This is a genomic window from Streptomyces sp. NPDC006487, from assembly GCF_042870555.1.
Taxonomy (GTDB): Bacteria; Actinomycetota; Actinomycetes; order Streptomycetales; family Streptomycetaceae; genus Streptomyces.
Genome location: NZ_JBIAHN010000009.1, coordinates 59637 through 82356, shown reverse-complemented (window position 1 = coordinate 82356; position 22720 = coordinate 59637). Strand labels below are relative to the sequence as shown.

The window sequence follows — 22720 nt, the reverse complement described above, 5'->3', positions numbered from 1 at the left end:
GGCGTCAGGACCGGATCTCGAGCAGCGGGACGAGCTGTTCGGCCGGGGTCATGGAGCCGTGCATGCCCGCGAGGGCCGATTCGTTGGGCTCGGCGCGGGAGGCGGTGATCGCCACGTCGGCCTGGGCGGCGGCGATCACGTCGCCGATGCGGCCGAGGACCCGCTCGTCGCATTCGCCCGGTGCCCCGAACCAGCCCAGGTCCAGGGCTTCCGCCCGGCTCGCGACCCAGAAGCGGTCGCCGAGCACCTCGCGCCAGACGGTCAGGACGTCGGCCTCGGCGCCCGGTACGGCGTACACGTGCCGGGCCCGGCCCTCGCCGCCCAGCAGGGCCACGCCCGCGCCGAGTTCCCAGTCGTCGTCGTAGTCGATGCGGGAGTCCTCGTCGAAGGGGACGTCCACCATGCCGTGGTCGGCGGTCACGTACAGCGCGGTGCGCGGCGGCAGTTGCTCCGCGAGTCGTTGCACCAGCCGGTCCACGTACATGAGCTGGCCGCGCCAGGCGTCGGAGTCGACGCCGTGCCGGTGGCCGGCCCCGTCGAGCTCGCTGTAGTACGTGTACACGAGCGAGCGGTCGCCGGCCGCGAGCCGCTCGGCCGCGAGGTCCATGCGCTCCTCGCCGGTCATCCGGCCGAGGAAGGTGCCGCCGCTCAGCGCGACCTTCGTGAGCGGGGTGGTCTGGAAGGCCGGCGAGGACACCTGCGCCGTGGCCACCCCGGCCGCGTCCGCCTGCTGGAAGACGGTGGGGTACGGCTGCCAGGGCTTGGGCGGGGTCCACGGGTGCCAGCGGAGCTGGTTCATCAGTTCGCCGGTGGCGGGATTGCGCACGGTGTAGCCGGGCAGGCCGTGCCGTGCGGGCGGCAGGCCGGTGCCGACGGAGGCCAGCGACGTGGCGGTGGTCGCCGGGAAGCCCGCGGTGATCGGGCGGCCGGTGCCGCCGCGCGAGCTGCCGAGCAGCGAGGTGAGGTACGGGGCCTCGTCCGGGTGGGCCTTGATCTGCTCCCAGCCCATGCCGTCGACGAGGAACACGCAGTTCCGGTCGGCCGGGGTCAGCTCGGCGATCGAGGCTTCGAAGCCGGGTACGCCCTGGCCGGCCACGAGGGTGGGCAGCAGGTCGGCGAGCGAGCCGGTGCCGTAGTGCGGCACCGGGGCTCCGGCCAGGTCCAGCAGCTCGGGCTCGTCCTGCCAGCTCTGCGCGGCGGGGTACGACGCCATCAGCGGGCGGGGGTGGAGGTGGCCGCTGTCGCTTCGGAGAGCGCCTGGGCGAAGACCAGGGTCTGGCGGACCGCCTCGGGGCCGTCGCCGGCTTCGCTGACGCGCAAGCTGAGGTCGTCCGCGGTGGAGTTCCCGGTGTAGCCGTGGTCGGCGTCGCAATTGGCGTCGCCGCAGGCGGCGGGCTCCAGGTCGATGCGCGAGACCGCGCCCCAGCCGATGGTCAGGACGACCTCGCGGGGCAGGGTGCCGGGGGTGTAGGACTCCGGGTTGGCGACGACGCGGCTGAGCACCACGGAGGAGATGCTGGCCAGCTTGACCGACTCCGTGGAGGTGGTCGCGTACGGGGAGGGGGACCCGGCGTCGGCGGCCTGCTCGTCGGTGTGGCTGACGATGAAGCGGTTGCCGGTCAGGACCAGCACGGTGACGTGCCGGCGCACCTCGTTGGAGTCGAAGGTCGTCTCCTGGTGGACCAGGTACGACGAAATCGGCTCGCCGCCCACCGCGGCCTCCACGGCCTCGGCCACGAGGGCCGGGTAGTAGCCGCTGCGCTCGATCGCCGTGCGCAGCCCCTGGGTCGTCGTACCGGATTTCGCCATGAGGTCCATCCTAAGGCCCGTATGGGGCACCTCGGCCGCCCTGGGGCCCGTCCCCGGACCTCAGTAGCTGGGCAGGGTCCGCGGGCCGAGGTCGCCGCGGGCGGGCGGGTGGGCGACGCGGACGCTCGCGCTGAGCACGGACAGCCCCTCGGTGGCGACGACGACGGGCTCCAGGACGACCCCGACCACCTCGGGGTGGTCGTCGACGAGGCGGGAGAGCCGCAGGAGCAGCTCCTCCAGGGCGGGGGTGTCCACGGGGTCGCTGCCGCGCCAGCCGAAGAGCAGCGGTGCGGTGCGGATCGAGCGGATCAGGCTCGCCGCGTCCTTGTCGGTGGCGGGAACCAGCCGGTGGGCGGTGTCGCCGAGCAGTTCGGAGGCGACCCCGGAGAGCCCGAACGACAGTACGGCGCCGGCGGCGGGGTCGATGACGGAGCGGATCACGGTGTCGACGCCCCGGGGGACCATCGACTGGACCACCGGGAGCAGCTCCTGCGGCTTGCCCAGCGCGTGGGTCAGCTCCTCGTACGAGCGGCGCAGCTCGGCCTCGGTGGTGAGGTCGAGGCGGACCCCGCCGAGGTCGGCGCGGTGGCGCAGGTGCGGGGCGGTGGTCTTGAGCGCGACGGGGTAGCCGAGGACCGCGGCGGCGCGGACCGCGGCGTCCGCGCTGGGGGCCGGGAGGGTGGAGAGCACGCGGATCCCGTACCGGGCGAGCAGCTCGCGGGCATCGGGGTCGTCCAGGGTCGCCACCTCCTCCTCCCCCACGCCGGCCAGCAGGCGGGCGATCTGCCCGGCGGCCCCGGCCTCGTCGATGTCCTCGAACTCGGGCACCTGCCCGACCTCGGCGATGCCCCGGCGCCACTGCCCGTAGCGGACGGCTTCGGCGACCGCTTTGACGGCCCGCTCGGCGGCGGGATAGCTGGGGATCCGGGCGGTTCCGGGAGCGGGCGCGGCCGGGCTCCCCGCGGCGCCGGAGGCCGGCTCCGGCTCGGCGGCGGGGGGCGCGGGCGGCGCGGGGGCGGACACGGCGGCGGCAGCGGACACGGAGGCGGAGGCCGGGTCCCGGTCCGGGGCGGCCCCGGAGGCCAGGGCCGCAAGGGCCGTCGCGGGGGTCGGCAGCGTGGCGGGCGGCGCGGCCGCGAAGGCCGTCGCGGCGTCCGGTGCCGTGGCCGGTGCCGTGGCCGCCGAGAGGGCCTCCGCCAGGGCGCCCAGCTCCACGTGGACCACGGCGACGGGCTTGCCCGGATGCCCGGCGGCGGCCGCACGCAGGGCTTCGGCCAGGTCGTCGGCGAGCGCGTGCTCGCTCACCCACGGGATCGCGGTGACGACGACGGCGTCGGTGTCCGGCGAGGCCAGCGCCGCGGAGACGGCCGTGCGGAAGTCCTCCGGCGAGGCGGCCGTGGTCAGGTCGAGCGGCGCCAGCGGCCGCAGCCCCTCCGTCAGGCAGGCGTCGTAGGTGAGGACCCCGAGCGATTCGGAGTTTCCGAGGATGGCCACCCGCGGCCCGGCCGGCACGGGCTGCGAGGCCAGCAGCAGGCCGACGTCCACCAGGTCGGTGACCGTATCGACCCGGATGACGCCGGCCTGTCGCAGCAGCTCCGAGACGGTCGCCTCGGGCAGCCGCGTGCCGGGGACCACGTGTCCGGCGGGGGTGTGCCGTCCTCCCTTGGCGACGACCACCGGCTTGACGGCCGCGGTGCGCCGGGCGAGCCGGGTGAACTTCCTCGGGTTGCCCAGGGTCTCCAGGTACATGAGCGCGACGTCGGTGGCCTCGTCGTCGTACCAGTACTGGAGGATGTCGTTGCCGGAGACGTCGGCCCGGTTCCCGGCGGAGATGAAGGAGGACAGCCCCTCCCCGCGCCGCAGCAGCCCCGAGAGCAGCGCGATGCCGATCGCCCCGGACTGGGTGAAGAGGCCGACCCTTCCGCGCGCGGGGGCCGGAGCGGGGGCCAGGGAGGCGTTCAGCTCCACCTCGGGGGCCGTGTTGATCACCCCGAAGGCGTTCGGCCCGATCAGCCGCATCCCGTACGAGCGCACTTGCCGCACCAGTTCGCGCTGGCGGGCCAGGCCCTCGGCCCCGCTCTCCCCGTATCCGGCGGACAGGACGACCAGTCCCTGCACCCCGTGTTCGCCGCAGGCGGCGACCGCGTCCGGGACCCGGTCCGCCGGGACCGCGATGACGGCGAGGTCGACCGGGGCGCCGACGGCGCCGAGCGTGGGGTAGGCCCGTACGCCGTCGAGCAGATCGCGGGTGACGGCCTCGTTGACGGCGTAGAGGTGGCCGTGGAAGCCGCTGTCGCGCAGGTTGCGCAGGGCCGCCGCGCCCACGCCCGCGAGGGAGCGGCTGACTCCGATCACCGCCACCGAGCCGGGGGCCAGCAGCCGCTGGACGGAGCGGGCCTCGGCGCGCTGTTCGCGGGCGCGCTGGACGGCGAGGGACTCGGCGGTCGGTTCGAGGTCGAGGGTGAGGTGGACGGAGCCGTCCTCGAAGCTGCGCTTCTGCTGGTAGCCGGCGTCGGTGAACACCTTGATCATCTTGCTGTTGGCGGGCAGCACCTCGGCCGCGAAGCGGCGGATCCCGCGTTCGCGGGCCACCGCGCCGATGTGCTCGAGCAGGGCGGAGGCGACTCCGCGGCCCTGGTGCGCGTCCTGGACGAGGAAGGCGACCTCGGCCTCGTCGGAGGGTCCGGTGGCCGAGCGGCCGTCGGCGCCGATCCGGTCGTAGCGGACGGTGGCGATGAACTCGCCGCCGATCATCGCGGCGAGGCCGACACGGTCCACGTAGTCGTGGTGCGTGAAGCGGTGCACGTCGCGGTCGGAGAGCCGGGGGTAGGGGGCGAAGAACCGGTAGTACTTGGACTCGTCCGAGACCAGCTCGTAGAAGCTGACCAGCCGGCCCGCGTCCTCGGTGGTGATGGGCCGGATCCGGGCCGTTCCGCCGTCACGAAGGACCACGTCGGCTTCCCAGTGGTCCGGGTACGAGGGGTCGGACTCGGTCGTCATGGGGTCACCTTAAGGCTCGAACGGTTCGAGTGGCCTGGGCGCGGCGCACCGGGCAGGCTGACTCGAACCAGGGCAAGCTGGGGTAGGTCGAATGGCGGGAAACTCGGGCCGAAGGTCGGTTCGACCATTCCGGACGCCGTGAGAGACTGGTCTAGACAACCGTAAGAACCTGAAGGGCATCACCATGGCAGAGCGCCGCGTCAACGTCGGCTGGGCCGAGGGCCTGCACGCTCGTCCCGCCTCGATCTTCGTCCGCGCGACGACCGCTTCCGGCGTCCCGGTGACCATCGCGAAGGCCGGCGGCGACCCCGTCAACGCCGCCTCCATGCTGGCGGTTCTGGGCCTGGGTGCCCAGGGCGGCGAGGAGATCGTCCTCTCCTCCGAGGCCGACGGCGCCGAGGCCGCGCTCGACCGCCTCGCGAAGCTGGTCGCCGAGGGGCTCGAGGAGCTTCCCGAGACCGTCTGACCCTTCGGGTTCGACCCGCGGGACTCGCAGACTCGCAGGACTTGCACGGCGAAGCCGTTGCCCCCGACCGCCAGGGTCGGGAGCAACGGCTTCGCTGCGTTTCGCGCGGGAATCGGGAATCCGGCCGGCCCGCGGGTTCATCGGTTCGTCCGTGCGGGCGGAAATTCGGAAATGCGCACACCAATATTCCGGCACACCGAATCCGGCGGACCCGAATCCGGTGGACCAGATTCCAGTGGATCCAATTCCGGTGGACCCGATTTCGGTGGACCCGATTTCGGCGGCAGAACAAAGCGCAGGGCGCAGGGCGTCAATCACCCGCCCGGATATCCCACCTTTGTATACGGGGTTTGTTAATGCGGAACGCTTGCCGTGTTTACGGCAGGTTGCAAAGTCCTCACGCGCAGCCGATGAGCCCCCGCCGCCCGGTCCACGTGCACCGCGGTCAGCGCCCGGGCCCGCTCGGCGTCGCCCCGGGCCACCGCGTCCACGATCGCGCCGTGCTCCGCCCAGGACTCCACGGGCCGCACCGGGGCCTCCACCACGTACATCCACGCCACCTTGTGGCGCATCTGGGTGAGCAGTGCGATCAGCCCGGGGCTGCCCGAGGCCTGGGAGAGCGTCTCGTGGAACCAGCCGCCCAGGGAGCGCAGGTCCTCCCCCTGCCCCCTCCTGGCCCGCTCCTGGCCCAGCCTGACCAGGCCGCGCAGCACCTTGAGGTGAGCCTCGCTGCGCCGTCTGGCCGCCCGGGCGGCCGCGAGGGGCTCCAGGAGCATCCGCAGCTCCAGGAGGTCGGCCGCCTCCTGTTCGGTCGGCTCGGCCACGCAGGCGCCGGCGTGCCGCCTGGTGGTCACGAACCCCTCGGACTCCAGCGTGCGCAGCGCCTCGCGCACCGGGACGCGCGAGACTCCGTACCGGCGGGCCAGCACTTCCTCGGTCAGCCGGCCGCCGGGCCCGAACACCCCGGAGACGATGTCTTCGCGGATCGCTGTGCATACCGTGTGCGCGGGAATACGCAAGACCGGACCTCCGCCTTTTTCGTATGGCTGTGCGCGTCGCAACTCTATTGCAACACACGATAATTTCCGAGAGCGGCCGGAAATACGAAACATTCACACGGCGCGGAGCACGAAGCCCTCGGCGAGAAGGCCGCGGCGAGATGCACGAAGGCCCCGGCTCGAAGAGAGCCGGGGCCTTCGCGGAAGACGTGCGGTGGGGCGAGCCGGTCAGACGGTGACGCCGTGCGAGCGCAGGTACGTGACCGGGTTGATGTCCGAACCGTAGTCGGCGCCGGTGCGGGCCTCGAAGTGCAGGTGCGGGCCGCTGGAGTTGCCGGTGGAGCCCGACAGGCCGATCTTCTGGCCCGGGGTGACCTGCTGGCCGACGGAGACGCTCAGCGAGGACATGTGGCCGTACTGGGTGTACGTGCCGTCGGCGTGCTTGATGACGACGTTGTTGCCGTAGGCGCCGCCGTAGCCCGCCTCGACCACGGTGCCGAGGCCCACGGCGTGCACCTCGGTGCCGGAGGCGGCGTGGAAGTCGATGCCGGTGTGGCTGCCGGAGGACCACATGCCGCCACCCGCGTGGTACTGGGTGCTGACGTAGGTGTTGTCGAGCGGCGACACGAAGGTGTTGAGGCGCTTGCGCTCCTCTTCGCGGGCGGCGCGCTCGGCGGCCTCGCGCTCGGCCTTGGCCTGCGCTTCGGCCTTCGCCTTGGCCTCGGCGGCCCGCTGCCGTGCGTCGGCCTCGGCCTGCGCCTTGGCGGCGGCGGCATCGGCCGCGCGCTGCTGGGACTGGGCCTGGGCCTCGACGTCACCGGCGAGCTCGTCGGCCACGACGATGGTGTTGAGGGCGCCGGTGTCCTCGACGGAGGGGGAATGGTCCGCGGCGAACGCGGGACCGGCCAGGGAGCCTACGACGCCGGTGGCGGCGAGGGCGGCTATGCCGGCGTAGCCGGCGGTCCTGCGGCTCATACGGCTCGAACCACGGTGCTTGCCGGCGGCACTACTGCCAAACGCCATGAAGGGGCTGATCCTTTCCTTCCCTCTCGCCTACCGGGTTAGCTGACGGGTTCGGAGCAGGAAGGTCTCCTACGGGCCCCCTCTTGCGAGGCGGTCCGATTCACCCCAGGGACACAAGTGGGTCCCCGGCTCCCCAGGCTCGCGCCTGACGGGGACTCGGCGATCGCTGTCCGGTGCCGCGGACGCGGCGGTTACAACTGACGAACAGCACGGCCGACGCTAGGCGGATCATCAGCCAATCACCAAACAGACACGCCCTTTTGTTGCGTACGCCACACCGCATACAAGCAACCACAGCACTAAACGGACAATGCAGACGAAAGGAGCCCTGGCGGACAATCCACCAGGGCTCCTTGCCCGAGACCCATGTACGGGAGGTCAGTTGGCGACCCGCCGGCAGTCAACGGACGGTCAGTTGGTGACCACGGTCACTTCGCCGATCCCGAGGGCCCGCACCGGCTCCTCGATCTGCGAGGCGTCACCGACCAGCACGGTGACCAGCCGGTCCACCGGGAAGGCGCTGACGACCGCCGAAGTGGCCTCAACGGTCCCGGTTTCGGCGAGCCGCGCGTACAACTGCGCCTGGTAGTCGTCCGGGAGCTCCTGCTCCACCTGGTCGGCGAGCGTGCCCGCGACGGAGGCCGCCGTCTCGAACTTCAGCGGGGCCACCCCCACCAAGTTCTGCACGGCCACGTCCCGTTCGGCGTCGGTCAGGCCGCCCGCCGCGAGGGTGCGCAGCACCGTCCAGAGGTCGTCCAGGGCCGGGCCGGTGTTCGGGGTGTCCACCGAGCCGCTGATGGCGAGCATCGAGGCGCCCTTGCCGTCGGCGGTGGAGCGCAGCACCTGGCCGAAGGCGCGCACGCCGTACGTGTACCCCTTCTCCTCGCGCAGCACCTTGTCCAGCCGGGAGGTGAGGGTGCCGCCCAGGCAGTACGTGCCGAGCACCTGGGGTGCCCAGACCCGGTCGTGCCGGTCGGCGCCGATGCGGCCGATCAGCAACTGCGTCTGGACCGCGCCGGGCCGGTCCACGATGACCACGCGGCCCGTGTCGTCGGCGGTGATCGGCGGGACCGGGCGCGGGGCGGTGGTGTCACCGGTCCACGCGCCCAGGGTGTCGGCCAGGACGGCGTCCAGGTCGATTCCGGTCAGATCGCCGACGACCACCGCGGTGGCGGTCGCGGGGCGCACGTGGGCCTCGTAGAAGGCGCGTACGGCCGCGGAGTCGATGCGGGCGACCGTCTCCTCGGTGCCCTGGCGCGGGCGGGACATCCGCAGGGAGGCCGGGAAGAGCTCCTTCGAGAGCTGCTTGGCGGCGCGGCGCTGCGGGTTGGCGCTCTCGTGCGGGATCTCGTCGAGCCGGTTGCGCACCAGCCGGTCGACCTCGGCGTCGGCGAAGGCCGGCGCGCGCAGCGCCTCGGCGACCAGGCCCAGCGCCTTGTGCAGGCGGGAGGCCGGGACCTCCAGGGAGACCCGCAGGCCGGGGTGGTCGGCATGTGCGTCGAGGGTGGCGCCGCAGCGCTCCAGTTCGGCGGCGAAATCCTCCGCGGAGCGCTTGTCGGTGCCCTCGGACAGGGCGCGGACCATGATCGTGGCCACTCCGTCGAGGCCCTCGGGCTCCGCGTCGAGCGGGGCCGCGAGGTTGATCTCGACCGCGACCACCTGCTGGCCCGGCCGGTGGCAGCGCAGCAGGGTCAGGCCGTTGGCCAGTGCCCCGCGCTCGGGGGCCGGGAAGGCCCACGGCTGCGGCTCGCCGGCCTCGGGGCGCGGGTGGAAGGTCATCGTGACGGCTGCGGTGTCGCTCACTGCTCCGCCCCCTCGTTCTCGTCGCTCGCGTCGGTCTCTTCGATGTCATCCGCGGCGATGGGCTCGTAGACGAGCACCGCGCGGTTGTCGGGGCGCAGTCGGGCCGCGGCCACGGCCTGCACCTCCTCGGCGGTGATGTCGAGGACGCGCTGGACGGCGGTCAGGGCGAGCTGCGGGTCGCCGAACAGCACCGCGAAGCGGCACAGTTCGTCGGCGCGGCCCGCCACCGTGCTCAGCCGGTCCAGCCACTCGCGCTCCAGCTGGGCCTGCGCGCGCTCCATCTCCTCGGCCGTCGGGCCCTCGGCGGCGAACCGCGCGAGCTCCTCGTCGACGGCCGCCTCGATGGCGGTCACCTCGACCCCGCTGGAGGTCTTGACGTCCAGCCAGCCCAGCGAGGGCGCGCCGGCGAGGCGCAGCATGCCGAAACCGGCCGCTACGGCGCTCTGGTCGCGGCGCACCAGGCGGTTGTGGAGCCGGGAGGACTCGCCGCTGCCCAGGACCGTCAGCGCCACGTCGGCGGCGTCGCATTCACGGGTGCCGTCGTGCGGGAGCCGGTAGGCCGCCATCAGCGCACGGGCCGGGACCTCCTCGACGACCTCCTCGCGCAGCTGCTCCCCCATGATCTCGGGCAGCGAGCCGTCGCGCGGCGGCTGCTTGCCGTCGTGGCCGGGGATGGTGCCGAAGTACTTCTCGACCCAGGCGAGCGTCTTCTCGGGGTCGATGTCGCCGACGACCGAGAGCACCGCGTTGTTGGGCGCGTAGTACGTACGGAAGAACGTGCGCGCGTCCTCCAGGGACGCGGCGTCCAGATCGGCCATGGAACCGATCGGGGTGTGGTGGTACGGGTGGCCCTCCGGGTAGGCCAGCGCCGTCAGCTTCTCGAAGGCCGTGCCGTACGGGACGTTGTCGTACCGCTGGCGGCGCTCGTTCTTGACGACGTCCCGCTGGTTCTCCATGGACTCGTCGTCCAGGGCGGCCAGCAGCGAGCCCATCCGGTCGGCCTCCAGCCACAGCGCGAGCTCCAGCTGGTGGGTCGGCATCGTCTCGAAGTAGTTGGTCCGCTCGAAGCTGGTGGTTCCGTTGAGGGAGCCGCCGGCCCCCTGGACCAGTTCGAAGTGGCCGTTGCCGGAGACGTTCTGCGAGCCCTGGAACATCAGGTGCTCGAAGAGGTGAGCCAGGCCCGTACGTCCCTTGACTTCGTGGCGCGAGCCGACGTCGTACCAGAGGCAGACCGCGGCGACCGGGGTCAGGTGGTCCTCGGACAGCACCACGCGCAGGCCGTTGGCCAGCCGGTGCTCGGTCGCTGTGAGGCCGCCGGAGCCTGCGTGAGCTGTGGCCGTGTGACCCATGGGCATGTGGTCCCTTCGATCGCGATGCAGAGATTCCTGTCAGACCTGCCACTGTATGCAAGCGTGTCGGGGCGCGGAGAAGTTCCCGGCCCAGTCCTGGGTCGGAGTCGGCGTTGTCGGTGCCTCGGGCCACAATGGTCCGCGTCACCCCTGTCCGAAACCGCCCGCCCCCGTCCCAGCCCAGTCCCATCCCCACCCCGTGAGAGCTCAGCTCATCCCGATTCTTGGTTAAGGAGCCGCGCAGCGATGGCCCGCCGCAGCACGAAGACCCCGCCGCCGGAGGATTTCGAGGAGAAGATCCTCGACATCGACGTCGTCGACGAAATGCAGGGCTCCTTCCTCGAGTACGCGTACTCGGTGATCTACTCCCGCGCCCTGCCCGACGCCCGCGACGGCATGAAGCCGGTCCACCGGCGCATCGTCTACCAGATGAACGAGATGGGCCTGCGCCCCGACCGCGGCTACGTGAAGTGCGCCCGTGTCGTCGGCGAGGTCATGGGCAAGCTGCACCCGCACGGCGACGCGTCGATCTACGACGCCCTCGTGCGCATGGCGCAGCCCTTCTCCATGCGGCTCCCGCTGGTCGACGGCCACGGCAACTTCGGCTCGCTCGGCAACGACGACCCGCCGGCCGCGATGCGGTACACCGAGTCGAAGATGGCCGACGCCGCCTCGCTGATGACGGACGGGATCGACGAGAACACCGTCGACTTCGCCGCGAACTACGACGGCCAGGAGCGCGAACCGGTCGTCCTGCCGGCGGCGTACCCGAACCTGCTGGTCAACGGCGCGTCCGGGATCGCGGTGGGCATGGCCACCAACATGGCCCCGCACAACCTCGGCGAGGTCATCGCGGCCGCCCGCCACCTGATCCGCTACCCGGAGGCGGACCTGGAGGCGCTGATGCGCTTCGTACCGGGTCCCGACCTGCCCACCGGCGGCCGGATCGTGGGCCTCTCGGGCATCAAGGACGCCTACGAGAACGGCCGCGGCACCTTCCGGATCCGCGCCACGGTGGCCCTGGAGGACGTGACCCCGCGCCGCAAGGGGCTGGTCGTCACCGAACTGCCCTTCACGGTCGGTCCCGAGAAGGTCATCGCGAAGATCAAGGACCTGGTCGGCTCCAAGAAGCTCCAGGGCATCGCGGACGTCAAGGACCTCACGGACCGCTCGCACGGCCTGCGCCTGGTCATCGAGATCAAGAACGGCTTCCACCCCGAGGCCGTGCTGGAGCAGCTGTACAAGCTGACGCCGATGGAAGAGACCTTCGGCATCAACAACGTCGCGCTGGTCGACGGGCAGCCGCTGACGCTCGGCCTCAAGGAGCTGCTGGAGGTCTACCTCGACCACCGCTTCGAGGTCGTGCGCCGGCGCAGCGAGTTCCGCCGCGGCAAGCGGCAGGGCCGCCTGCACCTGGTCGAGGGCCTGCTCGTGGCGCTCCTCGACATCGACGAGGTCATCCGGATCATCCGGGACAGCGACAACTCCGCGCAGGCCAAGGAGCGCCTGATGGAGCGCTTCTCGCTGAGCGAGATCCAGACCCAGTACATCCTGGACACCCCACTGCGCCGGCTCACCCGCTTCGACCGGATCGAGCTGGAGTCCGAGCGCGACCGGCTGGCCGGCGAGATCGACGAGCTGACCGGGATCCTCGACTCCGACAGCGAGCTGCGCAAGCTCGTATCGGCGGAACTGGCCGCGGTCTCGAAGAAGTTCGGCACGGAGCGCCGTACGGTGCTGCTCGAGTCGGCGGGGACGCCGGTCGCGGCGGTGCCGCTGGAGGTCGAGGACACCCCGTGCCGGGTGCTGCTGTCCTCCACCGGGCTGCTCGCCCGCACGCCGAACGCCGACCCGCTCCCCGAGGAGGAGGGCGGCGCCCGCGCCAAGCACGACCTGATCGTCTCGCAGGTCGCCGCCACCGCGCGGGCGGACGTCGGCGTGGTCACCTCGTACGGGCGGCTCCTGCGGCTGGCGGTGATCGACCTGCCGCAACTGCCCGACACCCACGCCGCGCCGAACCTGGCGGGAGGCGCCCCGGTCACGGAGTTCCTCTCCGCGCTGGAGCCCGACGAGAAGGTCATCTGCCTGACCTCGCTGGACGAATCCGGGCAGGGTCTGGCGCTCGGCACCGAGCAGGGCGTGGTCAAGCGGGTCGTGCCGGACTATCCGGCCAACAAGGACGAGCTGGAGGTCATCACCCTCAAGGACGGTGACCGGATCATCGGAGCGGTCGAGCTGCGCACGGGCGAGGAGGACCTCGTCTTCGTCACCGACGACGCCCAGCTGCTGCGCTACCCCGCGGGCCAGGTCCGCCCGCAGGGCCGCCCCGCGGGCGGCATGGCGGGCATCAAGCTCGCGGACGGCGCCAAGGTGATCCACTTCTCGGCGGTGGATCCGGCGCGCGAGGCCGTGGTGTTCACGGTGGCGGGCTCGCACGGGACGCTGGACGACTCGATGCAGTCCGGGAAGCTGACCCCGTTCGACCAGTACCCGCGCAAGGGCCGGGCAACCGGCGGCGTGCGCTGCCAGCGCTTCCTGAAGGGCGAGGACATCCTGCTGCTGGCCTGGGCGGGCACGTCCCCGGTCCGCGCGGCGGCGGCGAACGGCACTCCGGCCCTGCTGCCGGCCGTCGACCCGCGCCGTGACGGCTCGGGCACGGCGCTGCCGTCCGTGGTCGCGGCGCTGGCGGGTGCGGCGCTGTAGGAAGGCCGCAGGCAGTACGGGGCCATTCGGGTGGTACGTCCGTGGGACGTACCACCCGAATGGCGACTAGTGTTTTCCCTCTTGGCACTGGTGGGTGGGGCGGGAGAACAGAGCTGATGAGCCGTCGATCGAGCAGCGGACTGATCGGGAACTGGGCGGAGGCGCAGCGCCGGCATCAGCAGACGCAGCTGATCCAGCAGCGCGAGGCCGATCGCCGGCAGCGGGCGTACGAACGGGACGTGGCCCGGGGGCAGCGCGAACAGCAGGCCGCCTACAAACAGCACCGCGAGGCCGAGGCACGGCGTGCAACCGAGCAGCTCGACGCCCAGGTCGCGGCCCTGCAGGGGCTGTTGGCCGCGGGTTGCCGGGCTCCGGCGTTCCGGCTGGCCGCCCTGGCCAGGACCGAGCGGATCGAGCCCTTCGATCCGGGGACCCTGGCGCACCCCGTGCCACTGCCGCAGCTGCACCACTTCCAGCAGCAGAGCAGCGGCTGGACGCTGGGCTCGAACCGGCGGGCGCAGGCGGAGAGGGAGGCGCACGCCCGATACACACAGGCTTGGCAGGCGGCGCAGGCCGCGGAGGCACAGCGGCAGCAGCAGCTCGCGGCGTACCGGCAGCAGTACGACCGCTGGGCGGCGGAGCAGCTCGCCGGAATCCGCGGGCACAACGGCGGGCTCACCGAGCTGGCCGGGGCGCTGCGCGCGGGCGACGCGGAGGCCGCGGTGGAGTACTTCTCGGCAGCCCTGTACGCCTCGGACGGCTGGCCGGAGAACCTCCCGCGACAGGTGTCGGCGGCCTACGACCCGGCGCGGCGCCAGCTGGTGCTGGACTGGGAGCTGCCCGGCTACGAGGTGGTGCCCGAGACCAAGTCGGTGCGGTACGTGCCGGGCACGGACCAGGACAAGGAGACGGCCCGCCCGGTCACGCAGCGGCGGGCGATCTACCGGGACCTGCTGGCGCAGTGCGTGCTGCTGGTGATGCGCGATCTGTACGCGGCCGACGAGTTCGAGGTACTGGAGTCCGTCGTCGTCAACGGTTTCGTGGACGCCCACGATCCGGCCACGGGTCGGGAAGCGCAGCTCGTGCTCGCCTCGGTGTCGGCGGCGCGGTCCGCTTTCACCGGGCTGCGGCTGGAGCTGGTGAGTGCGGTGGACTGCCTGGTGGAAGGGCTGGGCGGGCAGTTGTCGCCGCGGCCGGACCAGCCGGCCGCCGTGCGCCCGGGACGTCGGCCCGGTGAGGTCGGCGGCGTCGTCAGTCACGGAGTGCACGCGGGCCGCGACGAGGACGAGCCGGACCTCTTCGCGATGGACCCGATCGCCTTCGAGAACCTGGTCGCGGAGCTGTTCCGGGCGATGGGCATGGAGGCGGTGACCACGCAGCGTTCGGGCGACGGCGGGGTGGACATCGAGGCGAACGACCCGTCCCCGATCACGGGCGGACGGATCGTGGTGCAGGTCAAGCGCTACCGCAACACCGTGTCACCGACGGCGGTCCGGGATCTCTACGGCACGGTGCAGGACAAGGGGGCGAACAAGGGAGTGCTGGTCACCACCGCGACCTTCGGCCCCACGTCGTACACCTTCGCCAACGGCAAGCCGCTGGAGCTGGTTCCCGGGGCCGCGCTCGTGGAGCTGCTGCACCAGCACGGACTGCGCGGCCGACTCGGCCCGGGCACTGTGGCCTCGGTCCCGGCCCAGCGGACGGCCGAGCCGGAACCCGCCGCGGACCACAACGTGCTCGGCATGTCCTGGGCGGGGCCAGTCGCGCTGGACGTGTGCGCGCTGGTCTGCGAAGGCAGCCGGGTGCTCAGCGAGGACCACTTCGTGTTCTTCAACAACCCGAACACCCCGGACGGTTCGGTACGGACCCACGCGCACGCGGCGCCCGACAAGGCCGCACTGCGGGTCTCCTTCGACACGTTGCCGCAGCGTTCCGACCGGCTGGTCCTCGTCGCCGCGATCGACCCCGAGGTCAATCCGCACGCCGATCTGGCCGGCTTCACCGACGCCCGGATCCGGCTGCTGGGGCCTACCGGCGAGGAGTTGGGCCGACTGGAGGTCTCCGACGGCCGCGCCGGCGAAACCGCCCTGGTCCTCGGCTCCTTCCGGCGCCGCCCGGGCGGCGACTGGGACTTCGTCGTCGGCGGCAAGGGCTACCCGGGCGGCCTGGAACCCCTCCTCGGCGACTTCGGCATCGAGGTCGCCTGAGCGGCACCGGCTGTTCTCAGAAGCCCTCGGGGTCGGCGTCGGGCTCGAGCTCCGGGTCCGGTTCGAGCTCCGGGTCCGGAGCCATCTCCGCCGGGCGGTGTACGTAGCGCAGGACACCCCACATGCTCTCCGGGGTCCCCCGCCACGGCTCCGGTTCGCGGCAGGCCTCGAGCTCGCGGAGCAGGGCGGGGCCGTCGGTGCCCGAGCCGATCAGGACGAGCTGCGTCAGGCGCGGTTCGCCCCGGCCCCAGGGGTGCGGGGCGAAGCGGAGGAAGCGGCCGACCGCTTGGACCTCGTAGCGCTCCTCGTGGCCGGGGACGCCGAAGTAGACGGAGCCCTTGATCCGGTAGAGGCCGGCCGGGCGGCGGTCGAGGAACTCGATGAACCGGCGCGGGCCGAGGGCCTGCTCGGACACGAACTCCGTGCTCGCGTAGGCGGCGTGGACGTGGCCCGAGTGATCGCCGTCGCCGTCGTGGCCGTCGGAGTGGTCGTGCGCCTGCGCCAGCAGGTCCTCGAAGGAGAGCTGGCCGCGCGTCTCGGTCCACGGGCGGCGGTCGAAGAGCAGTTCCGGGTCGATCCGTCCGTGGTCCGCGCCGACGACCGGGATCCCCGGTGCGCAGAGCGCGGCGAGCGCGCCCTCGATCCGGGTGCGTTCGGCGGCGTCGATCCTGTCGGTCTTGTTGAGCACCACCAGGTCGGCGACGGCCAGGTGCCGGTCGGTCTCCGGGTGCTTGGCCCGGGTCGCCTCGAACTCCGCCGCGTCGACGATCTGCACCATGCCGCCGTAGCGGACGGCCGGATTCTCGTTGGCGACGAGCATCCGGACCATCTCTTCGGGCTCCGCCAGCCCGCTCGCCTCGATGACGATGACGTCGATGCGGTGGACGGGGTCGGCGAGCTTCTCCAGGTACGCGTCCAGCTCGCTGCCGTCCACCGCGCAGCACAGGCAGCCGCCGCCGAGGGAGACCATCGAGTCGCCGACCTGCCCGGCCACCGACATCGCGTCGACCTCGATGGAGCCGAAGTCGTTGACGACGACCCCGATGCGGGTGCCGCCCCGGTTGCCGAGGAGGTGGTTGAGGACGGTCGTCTTGCCCGATCCGAGGAAGCCGGCGAGGACGATGACGGGGATGCTGTTCACCCGGTCGATCGTAGCCAGTGCTTCGGCCGGGAAACCTTCCCGGCCACAGCACTGGAGTCAGCCGATCACCGGGACCGGCTGCGGCGGGGTCGGGCCGGTGTAGCGGGCGGCCGGTCGGATGATCTTCGAGTCGCCGGCCTGCTCCAGCACGTTCGCGCTCCAGCCGACCACGCGGGCCGCGCAGAAGGTCGGCGTGAACATCTCGCGCGGCAGCCCGCACAGCTCCATGACCACGCCCGCGTAGAACTCCACGTTGGTGTGCAGTTCCCGGCCCGGCTTGAGCTCGGCGAGGATCTCCTCGACGTGCCGCTCGACCTCCACGGCGAAGCCCACGAGCGGGCCGCCGAACTGCAGCGCGATCTCGCGCAGCATCCGCGAGCGGGGGTCCTCGGTGCGGTAGACGGGGTGCCCGAAGCCCATGATCCGGTCGCCCGCGAGGACCCGCTCGCGGATCCACGGGTCGATCCGGTCGGCCGTGCCGATGGCGTCCAGGGTGTCCAGGGCCCGGCTGGGTGCGCCGCCGTGCAGCGGGCCGGAGAGCGCGCCGACCGCCCCGGTGAGGCAGGCCGCGACATCGGCGCCGGTGGAGGCGATCACGCGGGCGGTGAAGGTGGAGGCGTTGAAGCCGTGGTCGATCGTGGAGATCAGGTACCGCTCGACCGCGCGGGCCCTGACCGGCTCGGGTTCCCGGCCGGTCAGCATGTAGAGGTAGTTGGCGGCGTGGGGGAGGTCGTCCCGCGGCTCCACCGGTTCCAGTCCCTGGCCGAGCCGGTACAGGGCGGTGAGCAGGGTCGGTACGGCGGCGCAGGCCGCCAGCGCGTCCGCGGCACGGCGTTCGGGGGTCAGGTCGTAGACCGGGCGGAAGCCGGCGCTGGCGCCGAGCAGCGAGAGCGCCGTGCGCAGTCCGGCGAGCGGGCCGGACAGGGCGGTGGCGCGGGCCAGCGCGGGCAGGGCGTCCCGGACTTCGTCGGGGAGCCGGCGCAGCGGGGCGATCTCGGCCGCGAAGGCGGCCCGTTGGGCGGCGTCGGCCGGCAGGGTCCCGCGGAACATCAGGTGCCACACGTCCTCGAAGGTGCGGCTCCCGGCGAGCTCGACGGCCGAGTACTGGCGGTAGTGGTAGAAGCCCTCACGGCCTCGGACGTCACCGAGCCGAGTCTCGGTGACCACGACTCCCGCGAGTCCGCGGGGGCTTTCGGCGGGTACGACGGTGCTGTTCATGGATCGACCATCCATGATGGACTCAATCACTGTCAATGTTGATCGGATCAATATATGTAGGGTGTGCGTCATGAACGACGAGTCCGGTGGGCGAAGGATCGGCACCCAGGAGGCGGCCCGGCTGCTGGGGGTGAAACCCGCGACCGTGTACGCGTACGTCAGCCGCGGCCAGCTCACGAGCCGCCGCGATCCGGTCGGACGCGGCAGCAGTTTCGACGCCCGCGAGGTGGAGGCCCTGGCCCGGCGCAGCCGGCGCGAGGCGGCCGGGCCCTCCGGCTCCGCCGCCTCCGCCGGAGAGCTCTCCGTACGCACCGCGCTCACCCTCATCGAGGCCGACCGCTACTACTTTCGCGGCGTGGACGCCGTGGAGCTGTCCTCGCGGTACCGCTACGAGGAGGTCGCCGAGTGGCTCTGGACGGGGACCCTGGTGCACGGGGCCCGCTTCACCGCTCCCCCGGAGTCCCTCGCCGCGGCCCGGCGGGCCGTCGCCGCGCTGCCCGAGCACAGCGGCCCCATCGACCGGCTGCGGGTGGCCGTCGCCGCCGCGGCGGTCGCGGACCCGCTGCGCTTCGACCTGTCCGCGGCGTCCGTACTGGGCTCCGCGCGCTCCCTGATCCCCACCCTGGTCGGCGCCCTGCCCGAGGTGGGCCCGGCGCAGTGGGGCGGGGACGGCCGCCTCTCCCGGCAGATGTGGCCCCGGCTCTCCGCCCTGGACCCCGATCCGGACGCGCTGGCCGTGCTGGACCTGGCCCTGGCCCTGCTGACCGACCACGATCTGGCCGCCTCGACCCTGGCCGTACGGGTGGCAGCGTCGGCGCGCGCACATCCGTACGCGGTGGTCTCGGCAGGGCTCGGCGCGCTGGAAGGCCCCCTGCACGGCGCTGCCGGGCGGCTCGCTCACCGGATGCTGACGGAGGTGCTGGAGCGCGGCGGCGCCGCCCCGGTGGTGGCGGAGTACCTGCGGGCCGGGCGCCGCGTACCCGGGCTCGGGCACCGACTGTACGAGGCCGAGGACCCGCGGGCGACGGCGCTGTTCGCGCGGCTGGAGCCACTGGCGCAGGCCGGTCCGGCGCTGGGCGCGGCGCGCGAGGTGGCCGGGGTGATGGCCCGGCACGGCGGCGGCCTGTATCCCAATGTGGACCTGGCGCTCGCGGTGCTGACGGTCTCCTGCGGTATGGCCCCGGAGGCCGGGGAGACCGTCTTCGCGGTGGCCCGTACGGCCGGGTGGATCGCGCACGCCCTGGAGGAGTACGAGGAGCGCCCGCTGCGGATGCGACCGAGCGGGCAGTACCACGGGCCCCGCCCGCCACAGCCGTTGCCGTGACGGGCGAGGTGTTCCCGGGTGTTCGGGGCGGCCGCCGCCGCCCGAGAACGCGGGGACAGGATGTTCCGGCGGTCCGGCTGCGGCGTCAGGTCCGCAGCCAGACCGCCGCGTCCTGACCGAGCAGCCCCTCCGCATCCAGGGCGGAGCTGCTCAGCAGGAGGCTCGTGTGGGCCGGCAGCGGGACCGGCTCCGGGGACAGGTTGGCCACGCAGACCAGCCCGTCGGGGCGGCCGAAGGCCAGCACCCCGGGCGGCGTGGGCAGCCACTCCAGGGATCCGCCGCCGAACCCGGCCGCGGCCCGGCGCAGCCCCAGGGCCGTCCGGTAGAGGGTGAGCATGGAGTCCGGGTCCCCGGCCTGGCGGTCCGCGGCGTACGCCGGCCAGTCCGCGGGCTGGGGCAGCCATGGCTCGCTCCAGGGCTCTTCGGTCCACGGCAGCGGGACCCTGCACCCGTCCCGGCCGGGGTCGGTGCCGCCGGACCGGAAGTGCATGGGGTCCTGGATCCGGCCGAGCGGGATGTCGGCCTCCGGAAGCCCCAGTTCCTCGCCCTGGTACACGTAGACGGCGCCGGGCAGGGCCAGGGTCAGCAGGGCGGCGGCGCGGGCCCGCCGGGTGCCGAGCGCCAGGTCCGCGGGGGTGCCGAAGGCCTTGGTGGCGAAGTCGAAACCGGTGTCTGCGCGCCCGTAGCGGGTGACCGTACGGGTCACGTCGTGGTTGCACAGCACCCAGGTGGCCGGGGCTCCGACGGGCGCGTGCTCGGCGAGGGTCTCCTCGATGGAGGTGCGCAGCCGGCCCGCGTCCCACGGGCAGCTGAGGAAGGAGAAGTTGAAGGCGGTGTGCAGCTCGTCGGGGCGCAGGTAACGGGCGAAGCGCTCGGAGTCCGGCAGCCAGACCTCACCGACGAAGATGGCCCCGTACTCGTCGGCGATGGCCCGCCACGAGCGGTAGATGTCGTGCAGGTCGTCACGGTCGATGTAGGGGTGGATCTCACCGGGCCCGGGCGGCCACGGCTCAGCCGAGCGGCCGGCCAGGTCGGGCAGGGCCGGGTCCTTGGCGAGCAGGGCCGCGGAGTCGATCCGTACGCCGGACACTCCCCGCTCGAACCAGAACCGCAGGACTTCCTCGTGTTCCCGGCGGACGGCGGGGTGGTCCCAGTTGAGGTCGGGCTGCTCGGGGGTGAAGAGGTGCAGGTACCACTCCCCGTCCGGTACCTGCGTCCAGGTGGCCGCGCCGTTGAACTGCGAGGGCCAGTCCCCCGGAGGCAGTTCGCCGTTCTCGCCGCGGCCGGGGCGGAAGTGGAAGAGCTCCCGCTCGGGACTGCCGGGGCCGGCGGCGAGGGCGGCCTTGAACCAGGCGTGCTGGTCGGACACGTGGTTCGGGACGATGTCGACAATGGTGCGGATGCCCATCTCACGGGCTTCGGCGATGAGCTTCTCGGCTTCGGCGAGGGTGCCGAAGGCGGGGTCGATGGTGCGGTAGTCGGCGACGTCGTAGCCGCCGTCGGCGAGCGGGGAGAGGTACCAGGGGGTGAACCACAGGGCGTCGACGCCCAGTTCGGAGAGGTAGGGGAGGCGGGCCCGGACGCCCGCGAGGTCACCGGTGCCGTCCCCGTCGCCGTCGGCGAAGCTCCTTACGTACACCTGGTAGATGGCGGCCGAGCGCCACCAGTCGGCGGCGTTTTCGGGCAGGGGAAAGTCAGCCACGGAGGGGTCCTTTCACGGCATTCTTTTCACAGCGGTCTTTTCATGGGGGCGACCGGGCACGGCGGCGGTGCGGGGTGGTGCTCACCCCTTGAGGGAGCCTGCCGTCAGGCCGCTCATGATGTTGCGCTGGAAGATCAGGAAGATGATGAGCGTGGGCGCCGAGGCCATCGCGAGCGCGGCGACGAGATGGTTCTCGGGCACTCCCCTGGAGAGCGAGTAGATGCCGACGTTGAGCGTCTGCAGGGCCGGGTCGGGGAGGGTGAGCATGGGCCAGAGGAAGTCCTTCCAGACCCCGACGATCGCGAAGATCGACACGACGCCGAGGATCGGCCGGGACATCGGCAGGACCACGGAGCGCAGGGTGCGCAGGGAGGAGGCGCCGTCGATGGACGCGGCGTCGAGGATCTCGCCCGGGATGGAGTCGAAGAATCGTTTCAGAAGGAAGATGTTGAAGGCGTTCGTGACCGAGGGCAGCCAGATCACCCAGGGCGTGTTGAGCAGGTTCCGCTCGATGAGCGGCATGTCCAGGACCGTGAGGTACTGCGGTACGACCAGGACGGTGGCCGGGATCATCAGCGTGGCCAGCATCATGCCGAGGACGGCCTTGCCGAAGACCGGCCGGAGCTTGGACAGCGAGTAGGCGGCGGCCACGTCGAGGACGAGCTGGAAGGCCAGGGCGCCGAACGCGTAGTAGAGGGTGTTGAACAGCAGCTTGGCGAGGTCCATGACCTCCCAGGCATCCGAGTAGTTGCCGGGGTGCAGGGAGTCCGGCACCACGGTCGGCGGGACCTGGGTGAACTCCGCGGTGCTCTTGAGGCCGTTGGCGACCATCCAGTAGAGGGGCCCGAGGAAGACGACCGTGAACCCGATCACGACCACGGCCAGAACGGTCCAGTAGGCGGCCTTGCCCCGGGGGCGGCCGAGTTGGGCCGGCGATATGAGCGTGCGCTCTGACATGTGAGGTGCTCCCGTCAGTTCTCGTTGTCGCGGCTCAGCCGGACGTACACGGCGGAGAAGCCGGCGAGCAGGACGAGCAGGCACAGGCCCAGGGCCGCGGCGCCGCCGTACTGGTTGAAGCTGAAGGCGTACTGGTAGATGAGGACGACGACGGTGGTGGTCGACCCCTCGGGTCCGGCGCCGCCCGTGAGCATGAACGGTTCGACGAACACCTGCATCGTCGCGATGATCTGCATCAGCAGCATCAGCGAGAGGATGAGCTTGGTCTGCGGGATGGTGACGTACCAGATCTTGCGCAGTACCCCGGCTCCGTCGAGCTCCGCCGCTTCGTAGAGCTCCCCGGGGATGCCCTGGAGGGCTGCCAGGTAGATCAGGGTCGCGCCGCCCATGTTCATCCAGGTGGAAGCGATGACCACGGAGAGCATCGCGGTATCGGTGGATTGCAGCCAGTCTTGCGCCGGAAGGTGCAGGAATTCCAGAATCCTGTTGAAGACCCCGTAGCCGGGGTCGTAGAAGTACTTGAAGAGCAGGATCGAGGCTACCGGCGGCAGCATCACCGGGAGGTAGACCAGCAGGCGCAGGTAACCCTGCGCGTGCCGGAATTCGTTGAGCACGATCGAGACCACGAACGGCACGGCGAAGCCGAGTACCAGCGCGAGCCCGCTGAAGAGGAGGGTGTTGCGCCAGGCCTGCCAGAACGCCGGATCGTCGAAGACGTAGCGGAAATTGTCCCAGCCGACCCAGTGGACGGCTCCGCCCTCGGTCTTCTGGAAGGCCAGCAGGAACTCCCGGACCATCGGGTACCAGGAGAAGAAGGAGAAGCAGAGGACGGCGCCGATCAGAAAGCCGTGGGCCGAGAGGTTCCGCTTGAACGCCCGGACGAATTCCTCGCGAGAGGTACCGGGCAGGGTGGGAGCCGACATCGCCGCTCGCTCCTTGGTGGGTCGTCGCCATCGATTTGCGGTGTACGGAACTTGCGGGCGGGCCCGGGCCGGGGAGGCCGCCCGGACCTCCCCCGGC

At 72.0% G+C, this 22720-nt stretch carries 16 protein-coding genes and 1 riboswitch; of the genes, 4 read left to right on the top strand and 12 right to left on the bottom strand.

The annotated features are described in order from the left end of the window. Positions 1–4 precede the first annotated feature (4 nt). The 3 genes from ACFYM0_RS17105 to ACFYM0_RS17095 are packed head-to-tail and all read right to left on the bottom strand — an operon-like array spanning position 5 to position 4809. A complete protein-coding gene (locus tag ACFYM0_RS17105) occupies positions 5–1213 on the bottom strand; it encodes an alkaline phosphatase family protein (protein WP_388501871.1) in 1209 nt (402 codons plus the stop codon). After that, positions 1213–1809 carry a DUF5998 family protein gene (locus ACFYM0_RS17100; protein ID WP_250746479.1) on the bottom strand — a complete coding sequence of 199 codons (597 nt, stop codon included), beginning with the start codon at positions 1807–1809 and terminating at the stop codon, positions 1213–1215. Before ACFYM0_RS17100 ends, ACFYM0_RS17105 begins: the two co-directional genes overlap by 1 nt. Positions 1810–1869: 60 nt before the next feature. Continuing rightward, positions 1870–4809 carry a GNAT family N-acetyltransferase gene (locus ACFYM0_RS17095; RefSeq protein WP_388501868.1) on the bottom strand — a complete coding sequence of 980 codons (2940 nt, stop codon included), beginning with the start codon at positions 4807–4809 and terminating at the stop codon, positions 1870–1872. Positions 4810–4993: 184 nt separating this feature from the next. Between ACFYM0_RS17095 and ACFYM0_RS17090 the strand changes: the two genes are divergently transcribed. Next, a complete protein-coding gene (locus ACFYM0_RS17090; protein ID WP_250746483.1) occupies positions 4994–5275 on the top strand; it encodes an HPr family phosphocarrier protein in 282 nt (93 codons plus the stop codon). A 353-nt stretch (positions 5276–5628) separates the two neighbouring features. On the opposite strand, the gene ACFYM0_RS17085 is transcribed toward ACFYM0_RS17090, so the two are convergent. The 4 genes from ACFYM0_RS17085 to ACFYM0_RS17070 all read right to left on the bottom strand — a co-directional run bounded on the left by ACFYM0_RS17085 (position 5629) and on the right by ACFYM0_RS17070 (position 10448). Then, positions 5629–6294, bottom strand: coding sequence for a GntR family transcriptional regulator (locus tag ACFYM0_RS17085; RefSeq protein ID WP_388501865.1), 666 nt, complete (start codon positions 6292–6294; stop codon positions 5629–5631). Between the two features lie 207 nt (positions 6295–6501). Then, on the bottom strand, positions 6502–7296 hold the full coding sequence (locus ACFYM0_RS17080; RefSeq protein WP_388501862.1) for a M23 family metallopeptidase: 795 nt from the start codon (positions 7294–7296) through the stop codon (positions 6502–6504). Between the two features lie 12 nt (positions 7297–7308). Then, a riboswitch (cyclic di-AMP (ydaO/yuaA leader) is annotated at positions 7309–7468 on the bottom strand. Between the two features lie 239 nt (positions 7469–7707). Continuing rightward, positions 7708–9075, bottom strand: coding sequence for a M16 family metallopeptidase (locus tag ACFYM0_RS17075; protein WP_388502364.1), 1368 nt, complete (start codon positions 9073–9075; stop codon positions 7708–7710). A 20-nt stretch (positions 9076–9095) separates the two neighbouring features. Further along, complete coding sequence (locus ACFYM0_RS17070; protein ID WP_388501860.1) at positions 9096–10448, bottom strand: M16 family metallopeptidase; 1353 nt, start codon at positions 10446–10448, stop codon at positions 9096–9098. Between the two features lie 246 nt (positions 10449–10694). Here ACFYM0_RS17070 and ACFYM0_RS17065 point away from each other — a divergent pair, with 246 nt between their 5' ends. Together ACFYM0_RS17065 and ACFYM0_RS17060 are read left to right on the top strand one after the other, a co-directional pair. Further along, entirely contained in the window at positions 10695–13151 is a 2457-nt protein-coding gene (locus ACFYM0_RS17065; protein WP_388501858.1) for a DNA topoisomerase (ATP-hydrolyzing) subunit A, read from the top strand. A 116-nt stretch (positions 13152–13267) separates the two neighbouring features. Next, positions 13268–15358, top strand: a complete 2091-nt coding sequence (locus ACFYM0_RS17060) for a restriction endonuclease (RefSeq protein ID WP_388501857.1) — start codon at positions 13268–13270, stop codon at positions 15356–15358. Between the two features lie 16 nt (positions 15359–15374). Here the strand turns inward: ACFYM0_RS17060 and ACFYM0_RS17055 are convergent, their stop codons facing one another. Beyond that, on the bottom strand, positions 15375–16499 hold the full coding sequence (locus ACFYM0_RS17055) for a CobW family GTP-binding protein (protein WP_388501854.1): 1125 nt from the start codon (positions 16497–16499) through the stop codon (positions 15375–15377). A gap of 57 nt (positions 16500–16556) precedes the next feature. Next, on the bottom strand, positions 16557–17732 hold the full coding sequence (locus ACFYM0_RS17050; protein WP_388501853.1) for a citrate synthase/methylcitrate synthase: 1176 nt from the start codon (positions 17730–17732) through the stop codon (positions 16557–16559). 55 nt (positions 17733–17787) lie between these two features. Here ACFYM0_RS17050 and ACFYM0_RS17045 point away from each other — a divergent pair, with 55 nt between their 5' ends. Beyond that, on the top strand, positions 17788–19041 hold the full coding sequence (locus tag ACFYM0_RS17045; protein ID WP_388501851.1) for a citrate synthase: 1254 nt from the start codon (positions 17788–17790) through the stop codon (positions 19039–19041). Positions 19042–19126: 85 nt separating this feature from the next. Here ACFYM0_RS17045 and ACFYM0_RS17040 read toward each other — a convergent pair whose 3' ends face one another. The 3 genes from ACFYM0_RS17040 to ACFYM0_RS17030 form a co-directional block, all read right to left on the bottom strand. Continuing rightward, a complete protein-coding gene (locus ACFYM0_RS17040; RefSeq protein ID WP_388501849.1) occupies positions 19127–20743 on the bottom strand; it encodes an alpha-amylase family glycosyl hydrolase in 1617 nt (538 codons plus the stop codon). Positions 20744–20824: 81 nt separating this feature from the next. Continuing rightward, positions 20825–21700 carry a carbohydrate ABC transporter permease gene (locus ACFYM0_RS17035; protein WP_388501847.1) on the bottom strand — a complete coding sequence of 292 codons (876 nt, stop codon included), beginning with the start codon at positions 21698–21700 and terminating at the stop codon, positions 20825–20827. A 14-nt stretch (positions 21701–21714) separates the two neighbouring features. Continuing rightward, on the bottom strand, positions 21715–22623 hold the full coding sequence (locus ACFYM0_RS17030; RefSeq protein WP_388501844.1) for a carbohydrate ABC transporter permease: 909 nt from the start codon (positions 22621–22623) through the stop codon (positions 21715–21717). Positions 22624–22720: the final 97 nt, after the last annotated feature.